The organism is Subtercola lobariae, assembly GCF_014640255.1.
Classification (GTDB): Bacteria; Actinomycetota; Actinomycetes; order Actinomycetales; family Microbacteriaceae; genus Subtercola; species Subtercola lobariae.
The window spans coordinates 131,627-148,802 of sequence record NZ_BMGP01000007.1; the positions used below are offsets into that span (position 1 = coordinate 131,627).

The window sequence follows — 17,176 nt, forward strand, 5'->3', positions numbered from 1 at the left end:
GCTAGATCGCGGTAACCGCCAGCACTTCTTCATTTCTGCTCGATGCCGGTTTCGATGCCGGTTTCGGTGCCTGTGTCGATGCAGCCGCCGAGGGCCGCGCCGCTTTGACCGGCCGGGTGCGCAGCATGGCTTCGCGCGTCGGCATGGCACGAACAGCGTCGTGTTCGCGCAGCCGGTACGAGCTCGGAGTTTCACCGGTGAGCTCGGTGAATCGCGAACTGAACGAGCCGAGCGACGTACAGCCGACCGTCATGCACGCATCGGTCACGCTCATTCCGTTGCGCAGCAGCGCCATGGCGCGTTCGATTCGCCGGGTCATCAGGTAGCCGTAGGGAGTCTCGCCGTATGCGGCCCGAAACTGCCGCGAGAAGTGGGCGGGTGACATCAGCGCACGCTGAGCCATGGTTGGTACGTCGAGCGCCTTGGCGTATTCGCGATCGATGAGGTCGCGCGCCCGGCGCAGATGCGCCAGATTGCTGATCTCCTGCGGTGTCATGGCACGAGAGTAGCACTCGCTCCGCTCGCCGCCTGGGTATCTCAGCAGATGCCTTAGCATCGAAGGCATGCAACGAGGTGCCGGAACGGCGCGGCTGACCGACCAGACCACCGCCGTCTCGAGCGACGTGCGGCGGCACAACCTCTCGATCGTGGCCAGCTTTCTCGCCGCCAACGGCCCGCACTCGCGCAGCCAACTCGCTGCCGCCACCGGCCTCACCCGCGGCTCGGTCACCGCCCTTGTCGGTGCGCTGATGGATGCCCGGCTGGTCACCGAATCGACTGAAACTCTCGAGCCACCGAACGACACGGCCCCCGCCAAGGGTCGCCCCAACACGCTGCTCGAGCTTTCGGGTGACCACCTCGCGATTCTCGCGCTGCAACTCGACGCCGAGAGTGTGACCGCCCTGCTGACAACGGTCTCGGGCGTGCCTCTGCTTCGTATCGTCGAGAATCACGGGCGCCCGATGGGTGACCCCGAGCGTGTACTCGAGGTGTTGGCCGCAGTGCTGGTGCGGGCGCTCACCGAGAGCGAACTCATTCACCGAGCCATTGCCGATCTGACCGTGGTCGTGTTTGCTCCGGTAGCGGGCGACCCGCCTATGGTGCGGGGAGACAGCGATCTCGACTGGCTGGCGGTCGACGTGATCGGTGCTCTTCGAGCCCGCATTCCAGATCTCGACACTGTGGCCGCGACCATCCGGCTCGTCTCCGACGGTGGCCTTGCGGCGCTCGCTGAGTTCGAGCAGCTCGATGACGTGACCGATCTGCTCTACCTGAAAAGCAACTCGGGCATCGGCGGCGCCAGCATCATCGCTGGTGAGTTGATGCTGGGCTGGCAGGGTATGGCCGGGGCGTTCGGGCATCTCGCTCTCTACCCGCAAGGCAGCGTGTGCGCTTGCGGTCAACGCGGCTGCCTGGTCACGCTGGCCGGCCCCGACGTGGTGCTTGCCGCGGCCGGCCTGAACGATGTGCAGAGCAGCGAGGGGCTCTCGGTGGCGCTTGCTGAGTTCGTGACACGGGTGCGCAGGGGGGAGCCCCGGGCATCCGCTGCCTGGGCCAATGCGGTGAACTGGATCTCGCTGGCGCTGCACATTCTCGTGAACGCGACCGACCCCGAAGTCATCGTCTTGGGCGGTTTCTGGGCTGAACTGCGTGACGAGATTGCGGCGCAGTTCGCCCTCGGCGGCCCGACCGTGTTCTCTGAGTCGCAGTTTCGGCACCCACCCGTTCTGGCGGGCGTTCTGGGTGCCGATGCTGCTCTGCTCGGTGCCATTCGCAGCGCGCGCGATCGGCTGCTTGCCGATCCGCTCGCGCCCGGGCATTCACAGGCCACAATAGATTGAATTAATTCAACGCTTGAATTAATTGCTCGAATGAGGCATCATCTGAATCGAGTGATGCGCGTATCTGCACGAAACCGACCGAAATCGTTGCATCACGTCACTGAATCTCAACGATGAGGAGTGTCGTGTCTACCCACCTACCCGAACGCCCAGCCGTGGTACCGGCCGAAGCCACCTTCGACCCACCCGTCGTGGCCGCCAGAGACGAACAGATCGATCCGCTGATCGACCCCGCCGAAGCCGGAATCGCCGATGATGCCGACCAGAGCGGCACGCAGAGCCCGCGCGGCCGTCGCCCGCTATTGCCCTCGCTTGCGATCACCTCGCTGGTGCTGATCGCCACCTACGCCGGTTTGGTCGCCGTGCTGTTGCCGAACCAGGTTGCGGGCATCGATCCTGTCAACAAGGTCAGCAACCTGGCCATCGTCACGTCGGTCTCGTTCATCTGCACACTGTTCGCGCAGCCGATCGTGGGCGCGTTCAGCGATCGCACGCGGTCTCGCATGGGCCGTCGGGCGCCATGGATGGTCATCGGCACCGCCATCGCAGCGGCCCTGTTGATCGGGCTGGGGTCGCTCACCTCCATCATCTGGATCACGGTGTTCTGGGCGATCATCCAGGTGTCGCTGAATGCGATGCAGGGCCCGTTCTCAGCCATCGTGCCTGACCGTTTCGCCCGCAGCAAGCGGGGTGCGGCGTCGGCGATGGTGGGCGTCGGAACGACTGTCGGCGCCACCGCAGGAGTCATTGCCGCCGGTGCTCTGGCCGCCCAGTTCGGCATTGCCTACGCAGGCTTCGGCATCGCCGTTCTCGTGGTCACCCTGTTGTTCGTGGTGTTCAACCGCGACTTCTCGTCGAAGAACCTCGAACTGGCACCGTTCCGCTGGAAGGTCTTTTTCGCCGGATTCTGGATCGACCCGCGAAAGCACCCCGACTTCGCCTGGGCGTTCTCGGCACGATTCCTGTTCATTCTGGGCTACTGGGCGGCGTTCACCTACCAGTTGTTCATTCTGACCGACTACATTCACCTCAGCCTCAGCGAGGCCAATGCAGACATCGGTCTGCTCGCCGTGGCCTCGTTGGTCACGACGGTCGTCTCTGTACCTCTGGGCGGATTGCTGAGCGACAAGCTCGGCCGCCGCAAGATCTTCATCTACCTCGCGTCGTTGTTCATGATTGTCGGGTTGCTCATGCCGCTGCTGCTGCCCAGCCTCACCGGCATGATTCTGATGTCACTCGTTCTCGGTTTCGGCTACGGGCTCTATCAGTCGTGCGATACCGCACTGATGACCGAGGTTCTGCCGGGCGGGGGAGTCGGGGCCGGTAAAGATCTCGGCATTCTCAATGTCGCAACCAATGTGCCTCAGGCGCTGAGCCCGATTCTGGCCGCCGTGCTCATCGGCACCAGCTTCGGCTACCCAGCACTGTTCGTATTCGCCATGATCTGCGTCGCCGTGGCGGCGCTGGTCATCATTCCCATCAGGAGCGTTCGATGACGTCAATCACTACCACCAGTTCACCGTCAGACCACACCGAGCACGGCCAGGCCGAGCCAGGCCACGGCGAGCATGCAGAGGCGCCCGTCGTTCACACGACAGCAGGTGCGGTTCGGGGCGTATGGCGCCCTGGTTCGGCCGCCTTTCTCGGCATTCCGTTCGCAGAGGCTCCGGTGGGTGAGCGTCGGTTCGGCGCGCCAGTGCCGCACGCGCCCTGGCCGGGCATTCGTGATGCCGTCGAGTTCGGTGCCACACCACAGCGGCGGGCGTTGCAAGAGGTCACGATCATCCCCGAGCCATCGATTGCCGGTGCGTCGACGCTGAATCTGAATGTGTTCACGCCGCGCCCCGGTGATGAGAGCGCTGGCCTGCCGGTAGTGGTGTGGATTCACGGCGGTGGCTTCGTTGCAGGCTCGCCCGCCAGCCCATGGTATGACGGAGCCGCGTTCAACCGCGACGGCGTGGTGACCGTGAATGTCTCGTACCGGCTCGGCTTCGACGGCTTCGGTTTCATCGAAGACGCCCCGCTGAACCGTGGTGTGCTCGACTGGATTCTCGCGCTCGAGTGGGTGCGTGACAATATTCGCGCGTTCGGCGGCGACCCCGCGCGCGTGACCATCGCCGGGCAGTCGGCCGGCGGCGGAGCTGTGCTCACGCTGCTTGCGGTGCCCAGCGCTGCACACCTGTTCGCGGGAGCCATTTCGCTCTCGGGGCCTGAGTCGAGCATCGCACTCGGCGAGGCCCAGGCGCTCGGCTATCGCGTCGCCGAACTCGGCGGGGTGCTGCCCACGCGAGCCGGCCTTTCGACCCTCGACGAGTCGACGCTGCTCGAGTTGCAGAATCGCGTAGCTGCTTTGTTCGCCGAGCCAGATACGGGCGGTGCGGATGATCGGGCCGCCCGCGCCGACTTCGACGCCGACCTGGGCGCGGTTGTGGCCGCTGACGCGCGTGCTTCTGACGGCGCCCCACCGCAGCGCTCGCTCGAACCGAATTCGCTCGAACCGAATTCGCCCGAGCCGAATCCACTCGATGCAATCGCCCGCTTTGCTACCACCGGACTCCGCTGGGTGCCCATCATCGACGGCGAGCTGGTGCCGACGACGGTCGAGCAGGCCTTCGCGAATGGCTCTATGGCGGGCAAAAGCGTGATGCTCGGCTGTACTGACAACGAGTTCAACATGATTCTGACGGCTCAGGCGCAGGCGTTGGCGGCTATTGCGCCCGTTGTCGCGCTGAGTGCGTTCGGCCTACCCGACGGTCGAGCCGAGGCCTACGTCGACGCCCATTCCGGCCTCGACACGGCGAATATGTTCGGCCAGTTCGTCACCGATACCATCTTTCGAAGCCACACCCGTCAACTGGGCGAAGCGCTGGCCGCAGCAGGAACCCCGGGCTGGCTCTACCGATTCTCGTGGCCGACACCCACCATGGGCAGTGCGGCTCACTGCATCGATGTGCCGTTCTTCTTCGACTGCCTCGACAGCGAGCGGGTTGATGCCCTGGTCGGGGCGAACCCTCCGCGCTCGCTTGCCAGTGACGTGCACGGGGCGGCCGTGCGATTCATTGCAGCGGCAGACCCTGGCTGGCCGCGATACGAAGCAGGAGAGCGCAGCGTTCGGCAATTCGACGCGGAGTCGAAAGTGTTGCCCGACGGATTCGGTGACGTTGCCGGGTTCAGTGCTGAACGGGTCAGTTAGCCGCGTCGGGCGAGTTTCGCCGAGAGCTGCGGCGGTGTCGCGATGGTCGCCGGTCGTGACGGGTCGGCTGCCGTTCGCTACCCCCGTTCGTTACCCGACGTTCGTCAGGCCTGCCCAGAGCAGATCGGTGGTGGCGGCGACTGCGGCCTCAGGGCTGACATCGCCGAGCATGTTTCCCGATGCGAGCAAGGCGATTCCGTGCAGCTGCGCGAAAGCTACGAGCGAGAGAAGGTCGGTGTCGCCGGGCGCGAGCACCCGGGCATCCTGAGCCTCGCGCAGCAGATCTCGGCAGGCCAGCATGCCCGCCTCGCCGACTTCGCTGAGTTCGGCGCTCGCGGTTTCTCGGTGTTTTGTGGCGTACATGAGCTGCAAGAGGTCTGGATGCTCGCGCGCAAAGCCCACGTACACCACTGCAACTCGGTCGAAGCGTTCGCGGTACGTTCCCGTGCTCGCTGCGGCCGCCGAGAGGGCGGCGTTCATGGTGGTGAACCCGTCGACCGCGAGGGCGTCGAGCAGGGCTTGCTTGTCGCGAAAGTGCCGTGCCGGGGCGCCGTGACTCACACCGATGTCTCGCGCCAGCTGCCTCAGCGAGAGGTTGTCAGCGCCCACTTCGGCGAGCGATGTTTCGGCGCGGGCGAGCAGGGCCTGGCGCAGGCTTCCGTGGTGATAGGCCTGCTCAGCGGGAGGGTCGGCGGTGGTCATGTAGCCATCTTAGCGACGAAGTGGGCATTGACAACATTGCTGTCATTGTCTACATTGTCTTCATGTCACTCAATTTCACGGGCCAAACGGCCCTCATCACCGGGGCGAGTTCGGGCCTCGGCGTCGAATTCGCTCGGGTGCTCGCCGCCCGCGGCGCCAACCTGGTTCTCGTGGCTCGCCGGAGCGACCGGCTCGAGGCACTCGCTGCCGAGCTGCGAACCGAGTTCGGCAGGGCGGTGACGCCGTACTCGCTCGATCTCACTCGATCGGGCGTGGGTGCAGAGCTTCACCAGGCTCTCGCCGAGCGAAACATCACCATTCAGACGCTCATCAACAACGCCGGCTTCGGCACCCATGGCTCGTTCGTCGACGAAGATTCCGCGCGTATCGCCAACGAAATTCAGCTCGACGTTGCGGCCGTGGTCGACCTCGCGAGAACGTTTCTGCCCGACCTGCTCGCGGCCGGCACCGGGGCGCTGGTCAATGTCGCCAGCACGGCGGGCTTTCAACCGCTGCCCGGCATGGCGGTTTACGGCGCGAGCAAGGCCTTCGTGCTGAGCTTCACCGAAGCGATCGCCCACGAGACGAGGGCGTCAGGGCTGAAAGTCATCGCGCTCTGCCCGGGTGCCACCGAGACCGAGTTCTTCGACGTCGTCGGCACAAAAGATGCTGCCGTGGGCGCTCTACAGACACCCGAACAAGTCATCGCTACAGCGATGCGGGCACTGGATGCTCGGCGCACGCCCGCGGTCGTGATCTCTGGCCGCGTGAACATGATCAGCTCGACGTTGGTGCGTCTGGTGCCTCGCCGCGTTGCGGTCGCTCTGGCCGCTCGCGCGGTGGCTGGCTCGGCGCATCCTGAGCCTGCAGCTGGTGATATTTCGGCTAGGGTCGGCGCGTAAAGCACCGACCCTGCCCAGATGACTTGGGTCAGCGCTTCGCGCGCGCCTTGGCGGCCTTTGCCTTGAGGGCGGCGCGGCTCGGGCCACGGCGCTTGTGAGGGGTGTCGATGGCGGCGAACAGCAAGCCACCGATCATGGCGAGGTTCTTCTGAAACTGCACGCGCTGCATGGCCCGGGCGGCGGGGTCTTCGATGGTCCAGAAGCCGTGACCGGCGATGGTGGTCGGAATCATCGAGCCGGTGATGACAAGGGCGGAGATGCGGGGGAATAGCCCCAGAGCAAGTGTGACTCCGGCGGCCGACTGAATGGCGCCGTTGACGCGCACGATCAGCTCGTCGTCTGCGGGCAGCACGGGCACCGCTTTGCGCATCACCGCAATGGTCGGGCCGGCCGCGCCCACCCGACCGCCGGGCGTTTTGGCCGCCTGAAAGCCGAGAATGGCGTAGGTCGAACCGGTGAGAAGTCGTGCCTTGGTGCGAATCACGGTGTCAAGAATCATTGTGGCCTCCAGCCCAAGCGCGCCGACCGGCACGCTCCACGGTCAAGTCAACGGCGCAATCACCATTGATAAGATATAACAGTAACGCAAGCAGAACTCGTCGTGCACATCATGGCATGCGAGAAGAGTGCTCTGCAAAAGCTCCGCGGGCTGGAGCCGGATGTCACGGGCCTAACTGTTCGGAGTGATGACGATTCGCTCTGAGGTGTGCTCGAAGTCGGCCCAGGCGGTTTCGATGTCGCTCAGAGCGTATGTTCTCGTGGTGAGGTCAAAGGTGCCGTCGGTGATGGCGGCGGCGAGTGCTGGCAGCTCGGCAACTATTTCGCGAGGACTCACCGAGCCTTGCCCACTGCCGACGATCTGAAGTCGGCAGGAGCGCAGTGCGGCCGACGGAATCGGTGCCACAGGCCCCGCGACTGAGCCGATTTCGATCCAGCTGAGGAGCCTCGACTCGTCGGCGCGGTTCGAGACCACGGCGGTCAGTGCCGCCGCCATCGGCTCGCCCCAGAGGTAGTCGAGCACCACGTCGGTCTCCGTCGACGCGCGGCCGATGCGCTCGGCGATGTCGTCGGGAGTGCCCTCGAGCAGAACGGTGTCGGTCGCGCCGAGGTGGGTCAGAGCATCCAGTCGCTCGGCATCGCGGCCCACGGCGACGATCTGCCCTGCGCCGAAATGCTTAGCCACCTGCACCGCGATTCGGCCGGCGCTGCCTGTTGCCGCGAGTACCAGAACGTTCTGACCCGCCGAGAACGATATGCGCTGCCGCAAGGCGACCCACGATGACATGGCGGGGTTCATGGCAGCCGCGACGGCGACGGGGTCTGAGTCGTCGGGCAGAACCACGCTTCGCCGTGTGTCGATCACGGTCTGTTCGGCCATCGAACCGAACGTGGTGTCGGACAGTACGAAATAGCGCAGCAGTCCGTCGGCGCCCCGGCCCACCCCGTCGACTCCCGGAATCAGAGGGAGCTCGTCGGTGCTGGTGTAGTGCGACCCGCTCGCTTGCGAACGCACCCGGGGGTGCAGGCCTGCGGCGAGCACGTTCACCACCAGGTCATGCTCACTCGACGCCTCCGGAGCAGTGAAACGGCTGTAGCGCGGAGCCGAGTCGAACGATGTGACAACGCCTGCGAACATGAAATCCTCCATACTTTCTGGGGCTCGAGAAATCCACGCTCTCGGGCCTGGTCGATCGTGCCGAGAAGCGCGGACTGCTCGCACGCGCGGTCAGCCCCACCGACAAGCGTGCCGTCGATGTGCTGCTCACGCCGGCTGGTGTCGAACTCGCCGAGCCGATGTTCGCGCAGGCCGCCGATTCGCTGCGACCGCTGACGAGCGAATTGGGCGCCGCAGATCAGGTGCGCCTGCAGAAGTTGCTGGCGGTTATGTTGACCGGCACTTTATCGACCCCAGCCTCGCGGGGCAAGCACTGACGCTCGAGATGTGGCCGACCGAGAATGATCACATGGGTATTTTCATCGGCATCATCATTCTCGGAATCATTCTGCTCGTGCTCGGTGTCGCCGTAGAGGCAGCGAAGATTCTCATCTACATCGGCATCGCGGTCATCGTGATCGGCCTCATCGTCGCGTTGCTGCGTTACATTCGCTCTCGCGCCTGACGCGCCGAGCGCTGGGCGTCACGCGTCACGTGCGCCGCACCGTGTGGGCCGTAAGTGTCACTTCGCACCCGCGAAGCCGCACTTACGGCCCGCACGATGCGCGCTAGTCAGCAGTCGCGTTCGCGCGCTGGGCGGCCGTGAAGAAGACGCTGGGGGGCGCGCTCGGGCCGAAGGGCGCCGATGTGCCGCTCAGGCGAAACGCTTGCGGCAGGGCGCGGGCGGCGTGCCGCAGTGTCCGCCGCCAGAACGTGAGGCGGCGAAGGCCGAGAGCGTGCAGCGCCGGACCGTGGTCGATGGCCACGACGGTGGCCGCTCCCAGCGCGACGACCCATGCCGCCGCCGCTGCGACCCACCGTGTCACCATCGATGATCGCTCGAACCCGGCCCTGAGCTGGTCGATCTGAAAACGAATGTGCTCCACTTCGTCGGTGAGCACACGACGCGCCACACCGCGAAGCACCGGGTCAGAACTGCGCCCGAGCGCCTCGAAATATTCCATGGCCACGGTTTCGGCAATCAGAAACAGCGTTACTTCGGTTCGAAGGCCCATCAGGCGGCGCAGCACGACGAAAACCCCGTCAGTCCAGTCAGACGTGAGTCGTTCGGCCCCGAACCGGGTCAGCGCGCCGGCGAACAGTGCCGAATGCTTCTGCTCTTCGGCGATGAACAGAACGAGGGCAGCGTCGTACGAGGCGTCGTTTCGCCCGCGCGCCTTCGCCAACAGCCCCTTGCCTTCGCCGCTCTCGCCGAGTTCGAACTTCTGCAGCGAGTGAACGAGGGCAACCGTATCGGCGCCAGAGAGCACCGGCGTCGAAGCCCACGGAATACCTGCGTCGAGCCGTTCGTGCCGCTCAAGATTGGCTTCGAAATACGTCGCCCACGCGTCGAAGGTGTGCGATTCAGAGTGATTGTCGGTCGTCATTTCGGCTCCTCAGTGTCGGCGTACCGCTTCGGTTTATGGCCGAATCACTACGCTTGCGGTAGTCTTGCGATCGTTAACGTATCGAATATCGATATGAATTGCACGTTTTTCGATATGGAGAATCATGTCTCGCTCGCTTCTCGCCACTCTGCGCGTGCTGCTGATCGTGCTGTTCGCGGCGGCGCTCGCGGCCCAGGCCTTCTCGGGCATGCTCGCCTCGACGATTCTCGAAGGCTCGCCCGCTATGGTGCTGGTCGGCCTGATCGCGGCGGGTGCTCTCTGCGTCGAGGTGGTGCTTGTGAGTGTGTGGATGCTCGTGGCCATGGTCGAAGGTGGCAAACTCTTCGACGAACGAGCTCACTCAGACCGCTGGGTCAACGCGGCCATCGGTGCGCTTCTGGCGGCCGCCGTCATCGCGGTCGTCGGATTCGCCTATTTCGGCGCAGCCGCCGCCATTCGTGCCGCCGGTACTACCGCGGCCCTGAGCACCTCGACACTCGCGCCCGCCTCGATCTCACTGACGCTCTGCCTGGCGGCGGCGGCAGCGGCGGGAGCGGCCGCGGCGCTCGCCCTGCTCGTGGTGGTCATGCGCAGATTGCTGCACACGGCCATCCAGCTGCAGAGCGAACTCGCCGAGGTCATCTGATGCCGATCGTCATCAACCTCGATGTGGAGCTGGCCAAAAAGAAGATGTCGGTGACCGACCTGGCCTCGGCCATCGACCTTGCCGTGGCGAACGTCTCGATTCTGAAGAACGGGCGGGCCAAAGCGGTGCGCTTCTCGACCCTCGACGCCATCTGCTCGGTGCTGGGCTGCCAGCCGGGCGACATCTTGACCTACGTGCCCGACGAATAGGGGCGTACCCGAAACTACATGACGGCGCCGATGTAGCTGTACTTCACGAAGACCTCTGGCGCGATTCCCGCCTCGTCGAGCACGCCTTGCACCGCGGTGAGCATGTACTTCGAGTCCCAGCCCATGTAGAGAAAGTGGGTTTCGTCGAGCGCGTCCCAGTGACCGTTCCACGCCTGAGACTCGTAGATGGGCCCACCGCGTTCGGCGCTGAAGGCGATGACGCTCGGCCGGGCATCCGCCCACAGCCGCTTGAAGATGCGGTTGAAGAGGTACTTGACGTCGTAGACCTCCCAGTGTTCGCCGCGGTATTCCACGTACTCGAACTCGCGCTCCCAGTTGCGCGGCCAGCCGCGGCGGCGCACGGCATCGAGCACGGGGGTGAGGCCGTCGTCGTCGATGCCGCCGGTGGCCGCCCGGGCCCAGACCCGAACGAACGCCTCGGTGAGTCGAACCGTTCGCGCGGCAATGGCGGCAGTGCTCCAGGCCTCGGTGTGGGCGAGTTCGCGGGTCGTGCTGACCTCACTCTGTGCGTAGAGCACCCGCTTGTCGGCGAAAGATGCATCGGCCGCACGATCGGCGAGCGGCTGCTCGAGCAGGGTGAGATTGCCGAGCGTGCCGCCGAGAGCGCGGAAACTGTTCTGCTCGTCGTCGGTGAGGTCGGCCCATGCACGGGTGCCGTCGCCGCTCCACGAGTCGGCCGGGGCCGACGGAAAGACGTGTTCAACATCGAGGCCGCCCCGGTGCTCGAGGCCGGCCAGCCGCCCCAGCACATAGGCCGCATGCGGCAGCTCGCTGTACTTCAGGGCCACGCGAACCCGCTCGTCAGACGGGGTGATTCGTGCGATGGCGCGGGCGAGGGATGCCCGGCCCTCCGCCCTCGCACGGCACAGCCGCGCCACGAGCCGATCGGTACTGACGCCCACGACCGTTCGGCGCAGCAGCAGCGACTGCACCTGCTCGAGAGTCTCGACCAGCGCGCCTTTGTCGATGACGCCTGCCGCGTAATCGCGATAGGCCCGCATGACGAGCGGGTACGTTCCGCGCCCGAACGTATTGACGTAACCGAGGTGCCGTGAGACCGTGGCGTCTTCGGCGCGCTCCGGCTCGAGCAACGTGCGGTAGGCCACCGAATACTCGCGCCACTCGGCCGCGTGCTGCCGCAGAGTCGCCAGATCGAGCCGCGGAAAACGCTGGCGAAAGGCGTCGTACACGCCTCGACCACCGGCCGCAGCGACCTCGCGCCCGGAAGTCATCACCAAGTAGTGCCGCCAGAACCCTGCGATCTGCTCGCCGGTGTTCTGCTCGATGGGCGCCCAGTACTCGTCTTCGATCTCGCTCTGCTCGGCGTGCGTGAGACCCATCAGCACATAGTTGTGAATGAGCTCGTGATCGCGCAACGGTTCGCCCGTTGAGTTGAGGCTTTCGAAGATCTGTTGCGCGTTCGCGTCGGCACGCAGGGTGATGGCGACGTGTTCGAGCTTCTGCAGCCCGCGCCAGATGCGGGTGACCTCGTCGGCGCGAATCTGGCTGCGAAAGAAGGCGTAGTTGTCGTCGAAACGGGAGTCGCGAAGGGCGTCGCCGGGGCCGCGCGTCTCGAGTACGACACTCTCGAAGACCTGCGCCCAGGCGCGGTGCGGCCGCAGTTTCGTCTGGGTGTGGTCGGTAGCGCGCCTGAGTACCCTCGAGAGGGCCTCGGCGAGGGCGTAGTCGCGGGCATCCTGAGGCTGGGCCAGCACCGTGTGGTGCAGGGCCGCAACGAGAAGCATGAGGGTGGTGATGCGCTGTTGGCCGTCGATGAGAATGAGTTCGTCGTCTGATTCGGCGGCCTCACCCGCGAGAATCGAGCCGATGAAGTGGGTGTGCCGGGCGTTCGAATCGGCTACCGCTCGCACGTCGGCCAGAAGCTGTTCGCAGCCGCCGATGTCCCACCGGTATTGCCGCTGATAGACCGGCACCACGATGGCGGTCGAGGCTTCAGAGAGCCACGCGATGGTGTTGACCGCGGTCGCATCGATATTCGTGGCAGTGACCATAGATTCGCTTCGCCTTTCGCCGTGCGGTGCTGTGCAGCGGTCGAGTCTAGTGGATGCACGTGCCGACACTCGCGCGGCTAGACGGCAATTCGGGCCACCAATGTAGGCTTACCTAACCTGGGCTTGTTAAAACGTGCTGGCCCACTACGAAAGGGCATGATTCACTTCATGGGTTACATCAAATCTGCTGCTCTCGAAGAGACCGGCTATGTGGTTCTCGACCGCTACAACCAAGAGCTCGACCCCAAAGAATGGCTCGACATCGAGTACAACGACTGGAAGAGCTCGGGCGACACCCGGTTCGCTCCGCTCGCCAGTGCCTTCGGTGAGATCGAGTGCAATGGCTTCTGGAATCACAAGCCGCCGCGCACCGACAAAGACGGTGTGTTCATCGACTCGCAGGTCGCCAAGGCGCCGAACCTCACCCGTCGCGCGCAAGAGCCGGGCGCCAACATCGGCCGCTGCCGCGTCATCGAGCTGCAGCCGAACACCTACGCCGACTGCCTCTACAACCTGCACCAAGACGACAACAATCGGCTGAACCCCGACGGCACCGGCTGGGTCGTTCGCGGGTTCTTCAACCTCACCGACGACGTGAACAGCTTCTTCGTGTTGCGCGACAACCGCACCGACCCGAGCGTTGAGTACCGCATCGCTCTGCCGGCCGGAGCGCAGCTCATCGTCGATACCCAGCGTCTCTGGCACGCGGCGACCCACCCGGGCGCAGAACCCCGCTACTGCCTCATCACGTCGTGGACCTCGGGCCCTGAGCTCGATGCGTACATCGAGAAGTACCACGGTGAGGCCCATGTTCCGAACTTCGAGGTGCCGCAAGACGAACTCGACGCCGGCCAGGCCGAGCAGACGCGCCGCCTTGCCGCGCGTGCGGCCGCGCTGGCCGCTCGTGGCCAAGCCGAGAGTGTTGTGATGAGCGAGGCGTAAGCCTCGTCGTCAGCGAAGGAGAAGGGCTCCGGTCGGGATGATCGGGGCCCTTCTTCGCGCCCGGCCCTTCTTTGTGCGCGCTCGACTCGGGCTTTGCGCCCGGCTCAGCTTCGTGCGTGCTCTATTCGGGCTAAGTGCGTGGCTCAGCTCAGACGCAGCCCGGCAATGAGCACTGCTGCCATTCGGCGGGCGTCGTAGGCCCTTTCTGCCGGGCTCTCTGCTGCCGTGTCGTCGGCTTGGCCCTCGCCGGCGGCCAGGCTGCCGACGGCCCGCAAAAGCTCGTAGGGGCCGATGTCGCCGCGAATCTCGCCGGTCGCTATGGCCGCCGCGACCAACAGGCCGCAGGCAGGCACGAGGTGACCGACGAAGTAGGTGTGCAGCGTATCGACCCCGTCGTTATCGCCATGCAGGGCCGACGCGAGGCCGTGCTTCGTGACGAGAAAGTCGACGAAGAGATCGACCCACTCCGCGAGAGCCTGATGCGCAGATTCCCGGGCCGCGAGTAGCCGGGGTGCCGCCGCGACACATGCTTCCACCTGGTGACGAAAGACCGCCACGATGAGGTCTGATCGGGTGGGAAAGTGGCGGTAGATGGTGCCGACGCCCACACCCGCGCGGGCGGCGATGTCACGCACGGGGGCGTTGACCCCCGAGGTGACGAAAAGTGCTGCGGCCGCGTCGAGCAGAGTCTGCTCGTTTCGGCGAGCATCCGCCCGCTTCGGGCGCGCCTGCTGCGCTCGCTCGTCGGTCGGGGTCGCTGTCACGGTGTCTGCTTTCGAGGTGATTCGGTGATGATTCTGGCGTCGGGTTCGGCGTCACTTGATATTCGGAACAATGTTCCGTATGGTTTACGGAGCAGTGTTCCGCTTTCTTATTATGACAGATCAGGGCACTGCCAGCCACCCCGCGGTGGCCGAAGAATATTCATCGTGGAGGAATCTCACTCATGCAGTACCGCACACTCGGCCGCACCGGCGTCACGGTCAGCTCACTCGCTCTCGGCGCCATGAACTTCGGCCAGCTCGGCCGCACCACCCAAGAAGATGCGACGGCCATCGTTGACGCCGCCCTCGAAGGCGGCGTCAACCTCATCGACACCGCAGACCGTTACGGCTTCGGTGAGTCAGAAGAGATGGTGGGCAAAGCTATCGCTGGCCGCCGCGACGACATCATTCTCGCGACGAAGGTCTTCAGCCCGATGAGCGACGAGCCGAACCATCAGGGCTCATCGAGGCGCTGGATCGTTACTGAGCTCGAAAGCAGCCTGCGCCGACTGAACGTCGATCACGTCGACCTCTACCAGATTCACCGGTGGGATGCGGCGACCAGCGACGAAGAGACGCTCTCTGCGCTCACCGACCTGCAGCGCGCCGGCAAGATCCGCTATTTCGGCTCCTCGACCTACCCGGCCTACCGAGTGGTGCAGGCGCAGTGGGCCGCGAAAGAGAACCACCTCGGTCGGTTCGTCACCGAGCAGCCCGGCTACTCGATTCTGCAGCGCGCAATCGAAGCCGACGTGCTGCCGGTCGTCGAGCAGTACGGCCTCGGCGTCTTGGTGTGGAGTCCGCTGGCCAGTGGCTGGCTCTCGGGCGTGGTGCGTGAGGGTCAGGAGTTGACCACGAACCGCTCGAAGATGCTGCCTGAGCGCTTCGACCCGAGCATCCCGTCGAACCGTGCGCGACTCGACGCGGTGGAGAAGCTGGTGACGGTCGCAGACGAGGCTGGCCTGACACTGATTCAACTCGCCCTCGGTTTCGTGACGGCGCACCCGGCCGTGACGAGCGCCATCATCGGCCCGCGCACGCTCGACCACCTGAACTCGCAGCTAGCGGCAGCCGACACCGTGCTCTCGGCCGAGGTGCTCGACGCCATCGACGAGATCGTGGCTCCGGGAATCGACTTGGCGCCGAACGAGAAGTTCGACACCCCGCCGGCCTTGATCGATTCGGCGCTGCGCCGCCGCTGACCAGTTTGCTGCGGGCCAGGCCGGGCCGATTCAGGTCAGGTCAGGTCAGGTCAGGTCAGGGAGTCAGGTCTGGTGGGGCCTGGCCCGGTCGGGGTGCGGATGCCCGGAGAAACCCGAGCAGAAATGAAGAAGCAGCACCGACAGGGCGCAACTTAGCCTGGGCGACATGACAACAACAATCGAATCAGTAACCATCGACGTGGCCGACCCGGCCGCTGCCGAACAGTTCTACGACCAGGCCTTCGGGCTGACCTCCCAGCTCGTTCTGCGGGGGTCGGCCGAGCCATCGACCGGTTTTCGCGGCTTCACGCTCTCGATCACCGTCGCTCAGCCGGCGACCGCCAGCGCCTTCATCGACTCGGCGCTCGCCGCCGGCGCCACCACACTGAAGCCGGCCGCGAAATCGCTCTGGGGGTTCGGGGGAGTCGTTCAGGCGCCAGACGGAACCATCTGGAAGGTGGCGACGTCGAAGAAGAAAGACTCCGGCCCCGCCACCCGTGAGATCGACGAAATCGTGCTGCTGATCGGCGCGAACGACGTGGGCGCGAGCAAGAAGTTCTACGTGGAGCATGGAGTCGAGGTGGCGAAGAGCTACGGCCGCACCTACGTGCAGTTCGCGACTCCGTCGAGCCCCATCGGCTTCGGGCTGTACGGGCATCGCGCGCTCGCGAAAGACGCGGGAGTGACTGCCGACGGCAGCGGTTCGCACCGTCTCGCCGTCAACAGCGCCGCCGGCCCCTTCGTCGACCCCGACGGTTTTGCCTGGCAGGCCGTCTGACGCCGACACGGCTGGGCATACGGCCGCTGGCGGTGCATGCTTGAGTGATGGATGCCGCTGCGCTGTCGAGCCTCGCCCTGCGCACTGCGGCCGCGTTTCCTGCTGTGGTTCAGAGTCAGCCCTTCGGCGACGACACCGAGGTGTTCAAGGTGGTGGGCAAGGTGTTCGCCATCGTCAACACCTCGCCGGTCGACGCGGCGGCCGAGAACACCAGGGCTGGTGGCGCGCGGGTGACGCTGAAGTGCGCGCCGCCCCACGCCCTCTCACTCGTGGGCGCCCAGCCGAGCGTGATACCCGGCTACCACATGAACAAGCAGCACTGGATCTCGATCGTGGCCGGAGACGACGTGACGCAGACGCTCGTCGAAGACCTCATCGGCAACTCGTACGACATCGTCGTGTCGCTACTGCCGCGTGCCAAGCGGCCACTCGACCCTGCGGCGCGCTGACCGCAACGACCGCGCTGATCGAAACGATCGCGCCGGCCACGACGATCGCGCCGGCGACGAGGCCCACGTTGACCGCGACGGCCGCGCTGACCGCGACGGCTGAGGTGCGGCTAGCACTACCGCTCGTCGAGGCGGGCTTTGCGACGCAGCAGAAAGCGGTCGAACAACTCGGGTGGCAGGCTTTGCCCGTCGCCCAGATGAATCGATCCCGTGGTGCTCTCGAGGCCGGCCGCGGTGACGTCGTCTGCCAATTCGGCGAGGCCGCCGAAGGGGTAGATTCCGATGTGCTTCTTGGTGTTCATTACCGCAACGAGCCCTTTGCCCTTGTAGAGCAGTGCGGGCATCCCGTAGCTCACGCCTTCAGTCGCTTCGGCAACCACGTCACGAGCGTGCGCGTAGAGCGCGGCAATGCGGCTTCGCTCGGGCTCGGGTTGCTCATTGATGTAGTCGGTCACCTCGTTCGCCATGACTCG

20 protein-coding genes are annotated in these 17,176 nt (G+C 65.2%); 12 read left to right on the plus strand and 8 right to left on the minus strand.

The genetic code is table 11. From position 1 onward, the window contains the following. Window position 1: 1 nt before the first annotated feature. On the minus strand, window positions 2–496 hold the full coding sequence (locus IEX24_RS17630; protein WP_188680701.1) for a helix-turn-helix transcriptional regulator: 495 nt from the start codon (window positions 494–496) through the stop codon (window positions 2–4). A 67-nt stretch (window positions 497–563) separates the two neighbouring features. Here IEX24_RS17630 and IEX24_RS17635 point away from each other — a divergent pair, with 67 nt between their 5' ends. The 3 genes from IEX24_RS17635 to IEX24_RS17645 all read left to right on the plus strand — a co-directional run bounded on the left by IEX24_RS17635 (window position 564) and on the right by IEX24_RS17645 (window position 5,034). Then, complete coding sequence (locus tag IEX24_RS17635; protein ID WP_188680703.1) at window positions 564–1,841, plus strand: ROK family transcriptional regulator; 1,278 nt, start codon at window positions 564–566, stop codon at window positions 1,839–1,841. Window positions 1,842–1,966: 125 nt separating this feature from the next. After that, a complete protein-coding gene (locus tag IEX24_RS17640) occupies window positions 1,967–3,337 on the plus strand; it encodes an MFS transporter (protein WP_188680705.1) in 1,371 nt (456 codons plus the stop codon). Then, a complete protein-coding gene (locus tag IEX24_RS17645) occupies window positions 3,334–5,034 on the plus strand; it encodes a carboxylesterase/lipase family protein (protein ID WP_188680707.1) in 1,701 nt (566 codons plus the stop codon). The genes IEX24_RS17640 and IEX24_RS17645 overlap by 4 nt, the downstream gene beginning before the upstream one ends. Window positions 5,035–5,124: 90 nt before the next feature. Here the strand turns inward: IEX24_RS17645 and IEX24_RS17650 are convergent, their stop codons facing one another. Beyond that, window positions 5,125–5,736 carry a TetR/AcrR family transcriptional regulator gene (locus IEX24_RS17650; protein ID WP_188680709.1) on the minus strand — a complete coding sequence of 204 codons (612 nt, stop codon included), beginning with the start codon at window positions 5,734–5,736 and terminating at the stop codon, window positions 5,125–5,127. Window positions 5,737–5,798: 62 nt separating this feature from the next. Between IEX24_RS17650 and IEX24_RS17655 the strand changes: the two genes are divergently transcribed. Further along, entirely contained in the window at window positions 5,799–6,638 is an 840-nt protein-coding gene (locus IEX24_RS17655) for an SDR family NAD(P)-dependent oxidoreductase (protein ID WP_188680711.1), read from the plus strand. Between the two features lie 28 nt (window positions 6,639–6,666). Here IEX24_RS17655 and IEX24_RS17660 read toward each other — a convergent pair whose 3' ends face one another. After that, window positions 6,667–7,137: a DoxX family protein gene (locus IEX24_RS17660; RefSeq protein ID WP_188680713.1), complete on the minus strand. Its 471-nt coding sequence runs from the start codon at window positions 7,135–7,137 to the stop codon at window positions 6,667–6,669. 171 nt (window positions 7,138–7,308) lie between these two features. Continuing rightward, complete coding sequence (locus IEX24_RS17665) at window positions 7,309–8,274, minus strand: quinone oxidoreductase family protein (protein ID WP_188680715.1); 966 nt, start codon at window positions 8,272–8,274, stop codon at window positions 7,309–7,311. Window positions 8,275–8,291: 17 nt separating this feature from the next. On the opposite strand from IEX24_RS17665, the gene IEX24_RS20145 reads away from it, so the two are divergent. After that, a complete protein-coding gene (locus IEX24_RS20145) occupies window positions 8,292–8,570 on the plus strand; it encodes a MarR family transcriptional regulator (protein WP_188680988.1) in 279 nt (92 codons plus the stop codon). Between the two features lie 32 nt (window positions 8,571–8,602). Continuing rightward, entirely contained in the window at window positions 8,603–8,758 is a 156-nt protein-coding gene (locus IEX24_RS17675) for a hypothetical protein (RefSeq protein ID WP_188680717.1), read from the plus strand. A 103-nt stretch (window positions 8,759–8,861) separates the two neighbouring features. Here IEX24_RS17675 and IEX24_RS17680 read toward each other — a convergent pair whose 3' ends face one another. Further along, on the minus strand, window positions 8,862–9,680 hold the full coding sequence (locus IEX24_RS17680; protein WP_188680719.1) for a ferritin-like domain-containing protein: 819 nt from the start codon (window positions 9,678–9,680) through the stop codon (window positions 8,862–8,864). A 124-nt stretch (window positions 9,681–9,804) separates the two neighbouring features. Between IEX24_RS17680 and IEX24_RS17685 the strand changes: the two genes are divergently transcribed. Both IEX24_RS17685 and IEX24_RS17690 read left to right on the plus strand, forming a co-directional pair. Continuing rightward, window positions 9,805–10,326 (plus strand): DUF2975 domain-containing protein, encoded by a 522-nt coding sequence (locus IEX24_RS17685; protein ID WP_188680721.1) that lies wholly within the window; start codon window positions 9,805–9,807, stop codon window positions 10,324–10,326. Further along, window positions 10,326–10,535, plus strand: a complete 210-nt coding sequence (locus IEX24_RS17690) for a helix-turn-helix domain-containing protein (protein WP_188680723.1) — start codon at window positions 10,326–10,328, stop codon at window positions 10,533–10,535. Before IEX24_RS17685 ends, IEX24_RS17690 begins: the two co-directional genes overlap by 1 nt. Before the next feature lie 14 nt (window positions 10,536–10,549). On the opposite strand, the gene IEX24_RS17695 is transcribed toward IEX24_RS17690, so the two are convergent. Then, a complete protein-coding gene (locus tag IEX24_RS17695; protein ID WP_188680725.1) occupies window positions 10,550–12,568 on the minus strand; it encodes a DUF262 domain-containing protein in 2,019 nt (672 codons plus the stop codon). Window positions 12,569–12,736: 168 nt separating this feature from the next. Between IEX24_RS17695 and IEX24_RS17700 the strand changes: the two genes are divergently transcribed. After that, the gene (locus tag IEX24_RS17700) at window positions 12,737–13,510 is read left to right on the plus strand and encodes a hypothetical protein (protein ID WP_188680727.1); all 774 of its coding nucleotides are present in this window, start codon (window positions 12,737–12,739) and stop codon (window positions 13,508–13,510) included. A gap of 143 nt (window positions 13,511–13,653) precedes the next feature. On the opposite strand, the gene IEX24_RS17705 is transcribed toward IEX24_RS17700, so the two are convergent. Continuing rightward, window positions 13,654–14,274 carry a TetR/AcrR family transcriptional regulator gene (locus tag IEX24_RS17705; RefSeq protein ID WP_188680730.1) on the minus strand — a complete coding sequence of 207 codons (621 nt, stop codon included), beginning with the start codon at window positions 14,272–14,274 and terminating at the stop codon, window positions 13,654–13,656. A gap of 182 nt (window positions 14,275–14,456) precedes the next feature. On the opposite strand from IEX24_RS17705, the gene IEX24_RS17710 reads away from it, so the two are divergent. The 3 genes from IEX24_RS17710 (at window position 14,457) to IEX24_RS17720 (ending at window position 16,703) form a co-directional block, all read left to right on the plus strand. Beyond that, complete coding sequence (locus tag IEX24_RS17710; protein ID WP_188680732.1) at window positions 14,457–15,476, plus strand: aldo/keto reductase; 1,020 nt, start codon at window positions 14,457–14,459, stop codon at window positions 15,474–15,476. A gap of 166 nt (window positions 15,477–15,642) precedes the next feature. Further along, window positions 15,643–16,254: a VOC family protein gene (locus IEX24_RS17715; protein WP_188680734.1), complete on the plus strand. Its 612-nt coding sequence runs from the start codon at window positions 15,643–15,645 to the stop codon at window positions 16,252–16,254. Between the two features lie 47 nt (window positions 16,255–16,301). Further along, a complete protein-coding gene (locus IEX24_RS17720) occupies window positions 16,302–16,703 on the plus strand; it encodes an MmcQ/YjbR family DNA-binding protein (RefSeq protein WP_188680736.1) in 402 nt (133 codons plus the stop codon). 116 nt (window positions 16,704–16,819) lie between these two features. Here IEX24_RS17720 and IEX24_RS17725 read toward each other — a convergent pair whose 3' ends face one another. After that, window positions 16,820–17,170: an iron chaperone gene (locus IEX24_RS17725; protein ID WP_188680739.1), complete on the minus strand. Its 351-nt coding sequence runs from the start codon at window positions 17,168–17,170 to the stop codon at window positions 16,820–16,822. Window positions 17,171–17,176 lie beyond the last annotated feature (6 nt).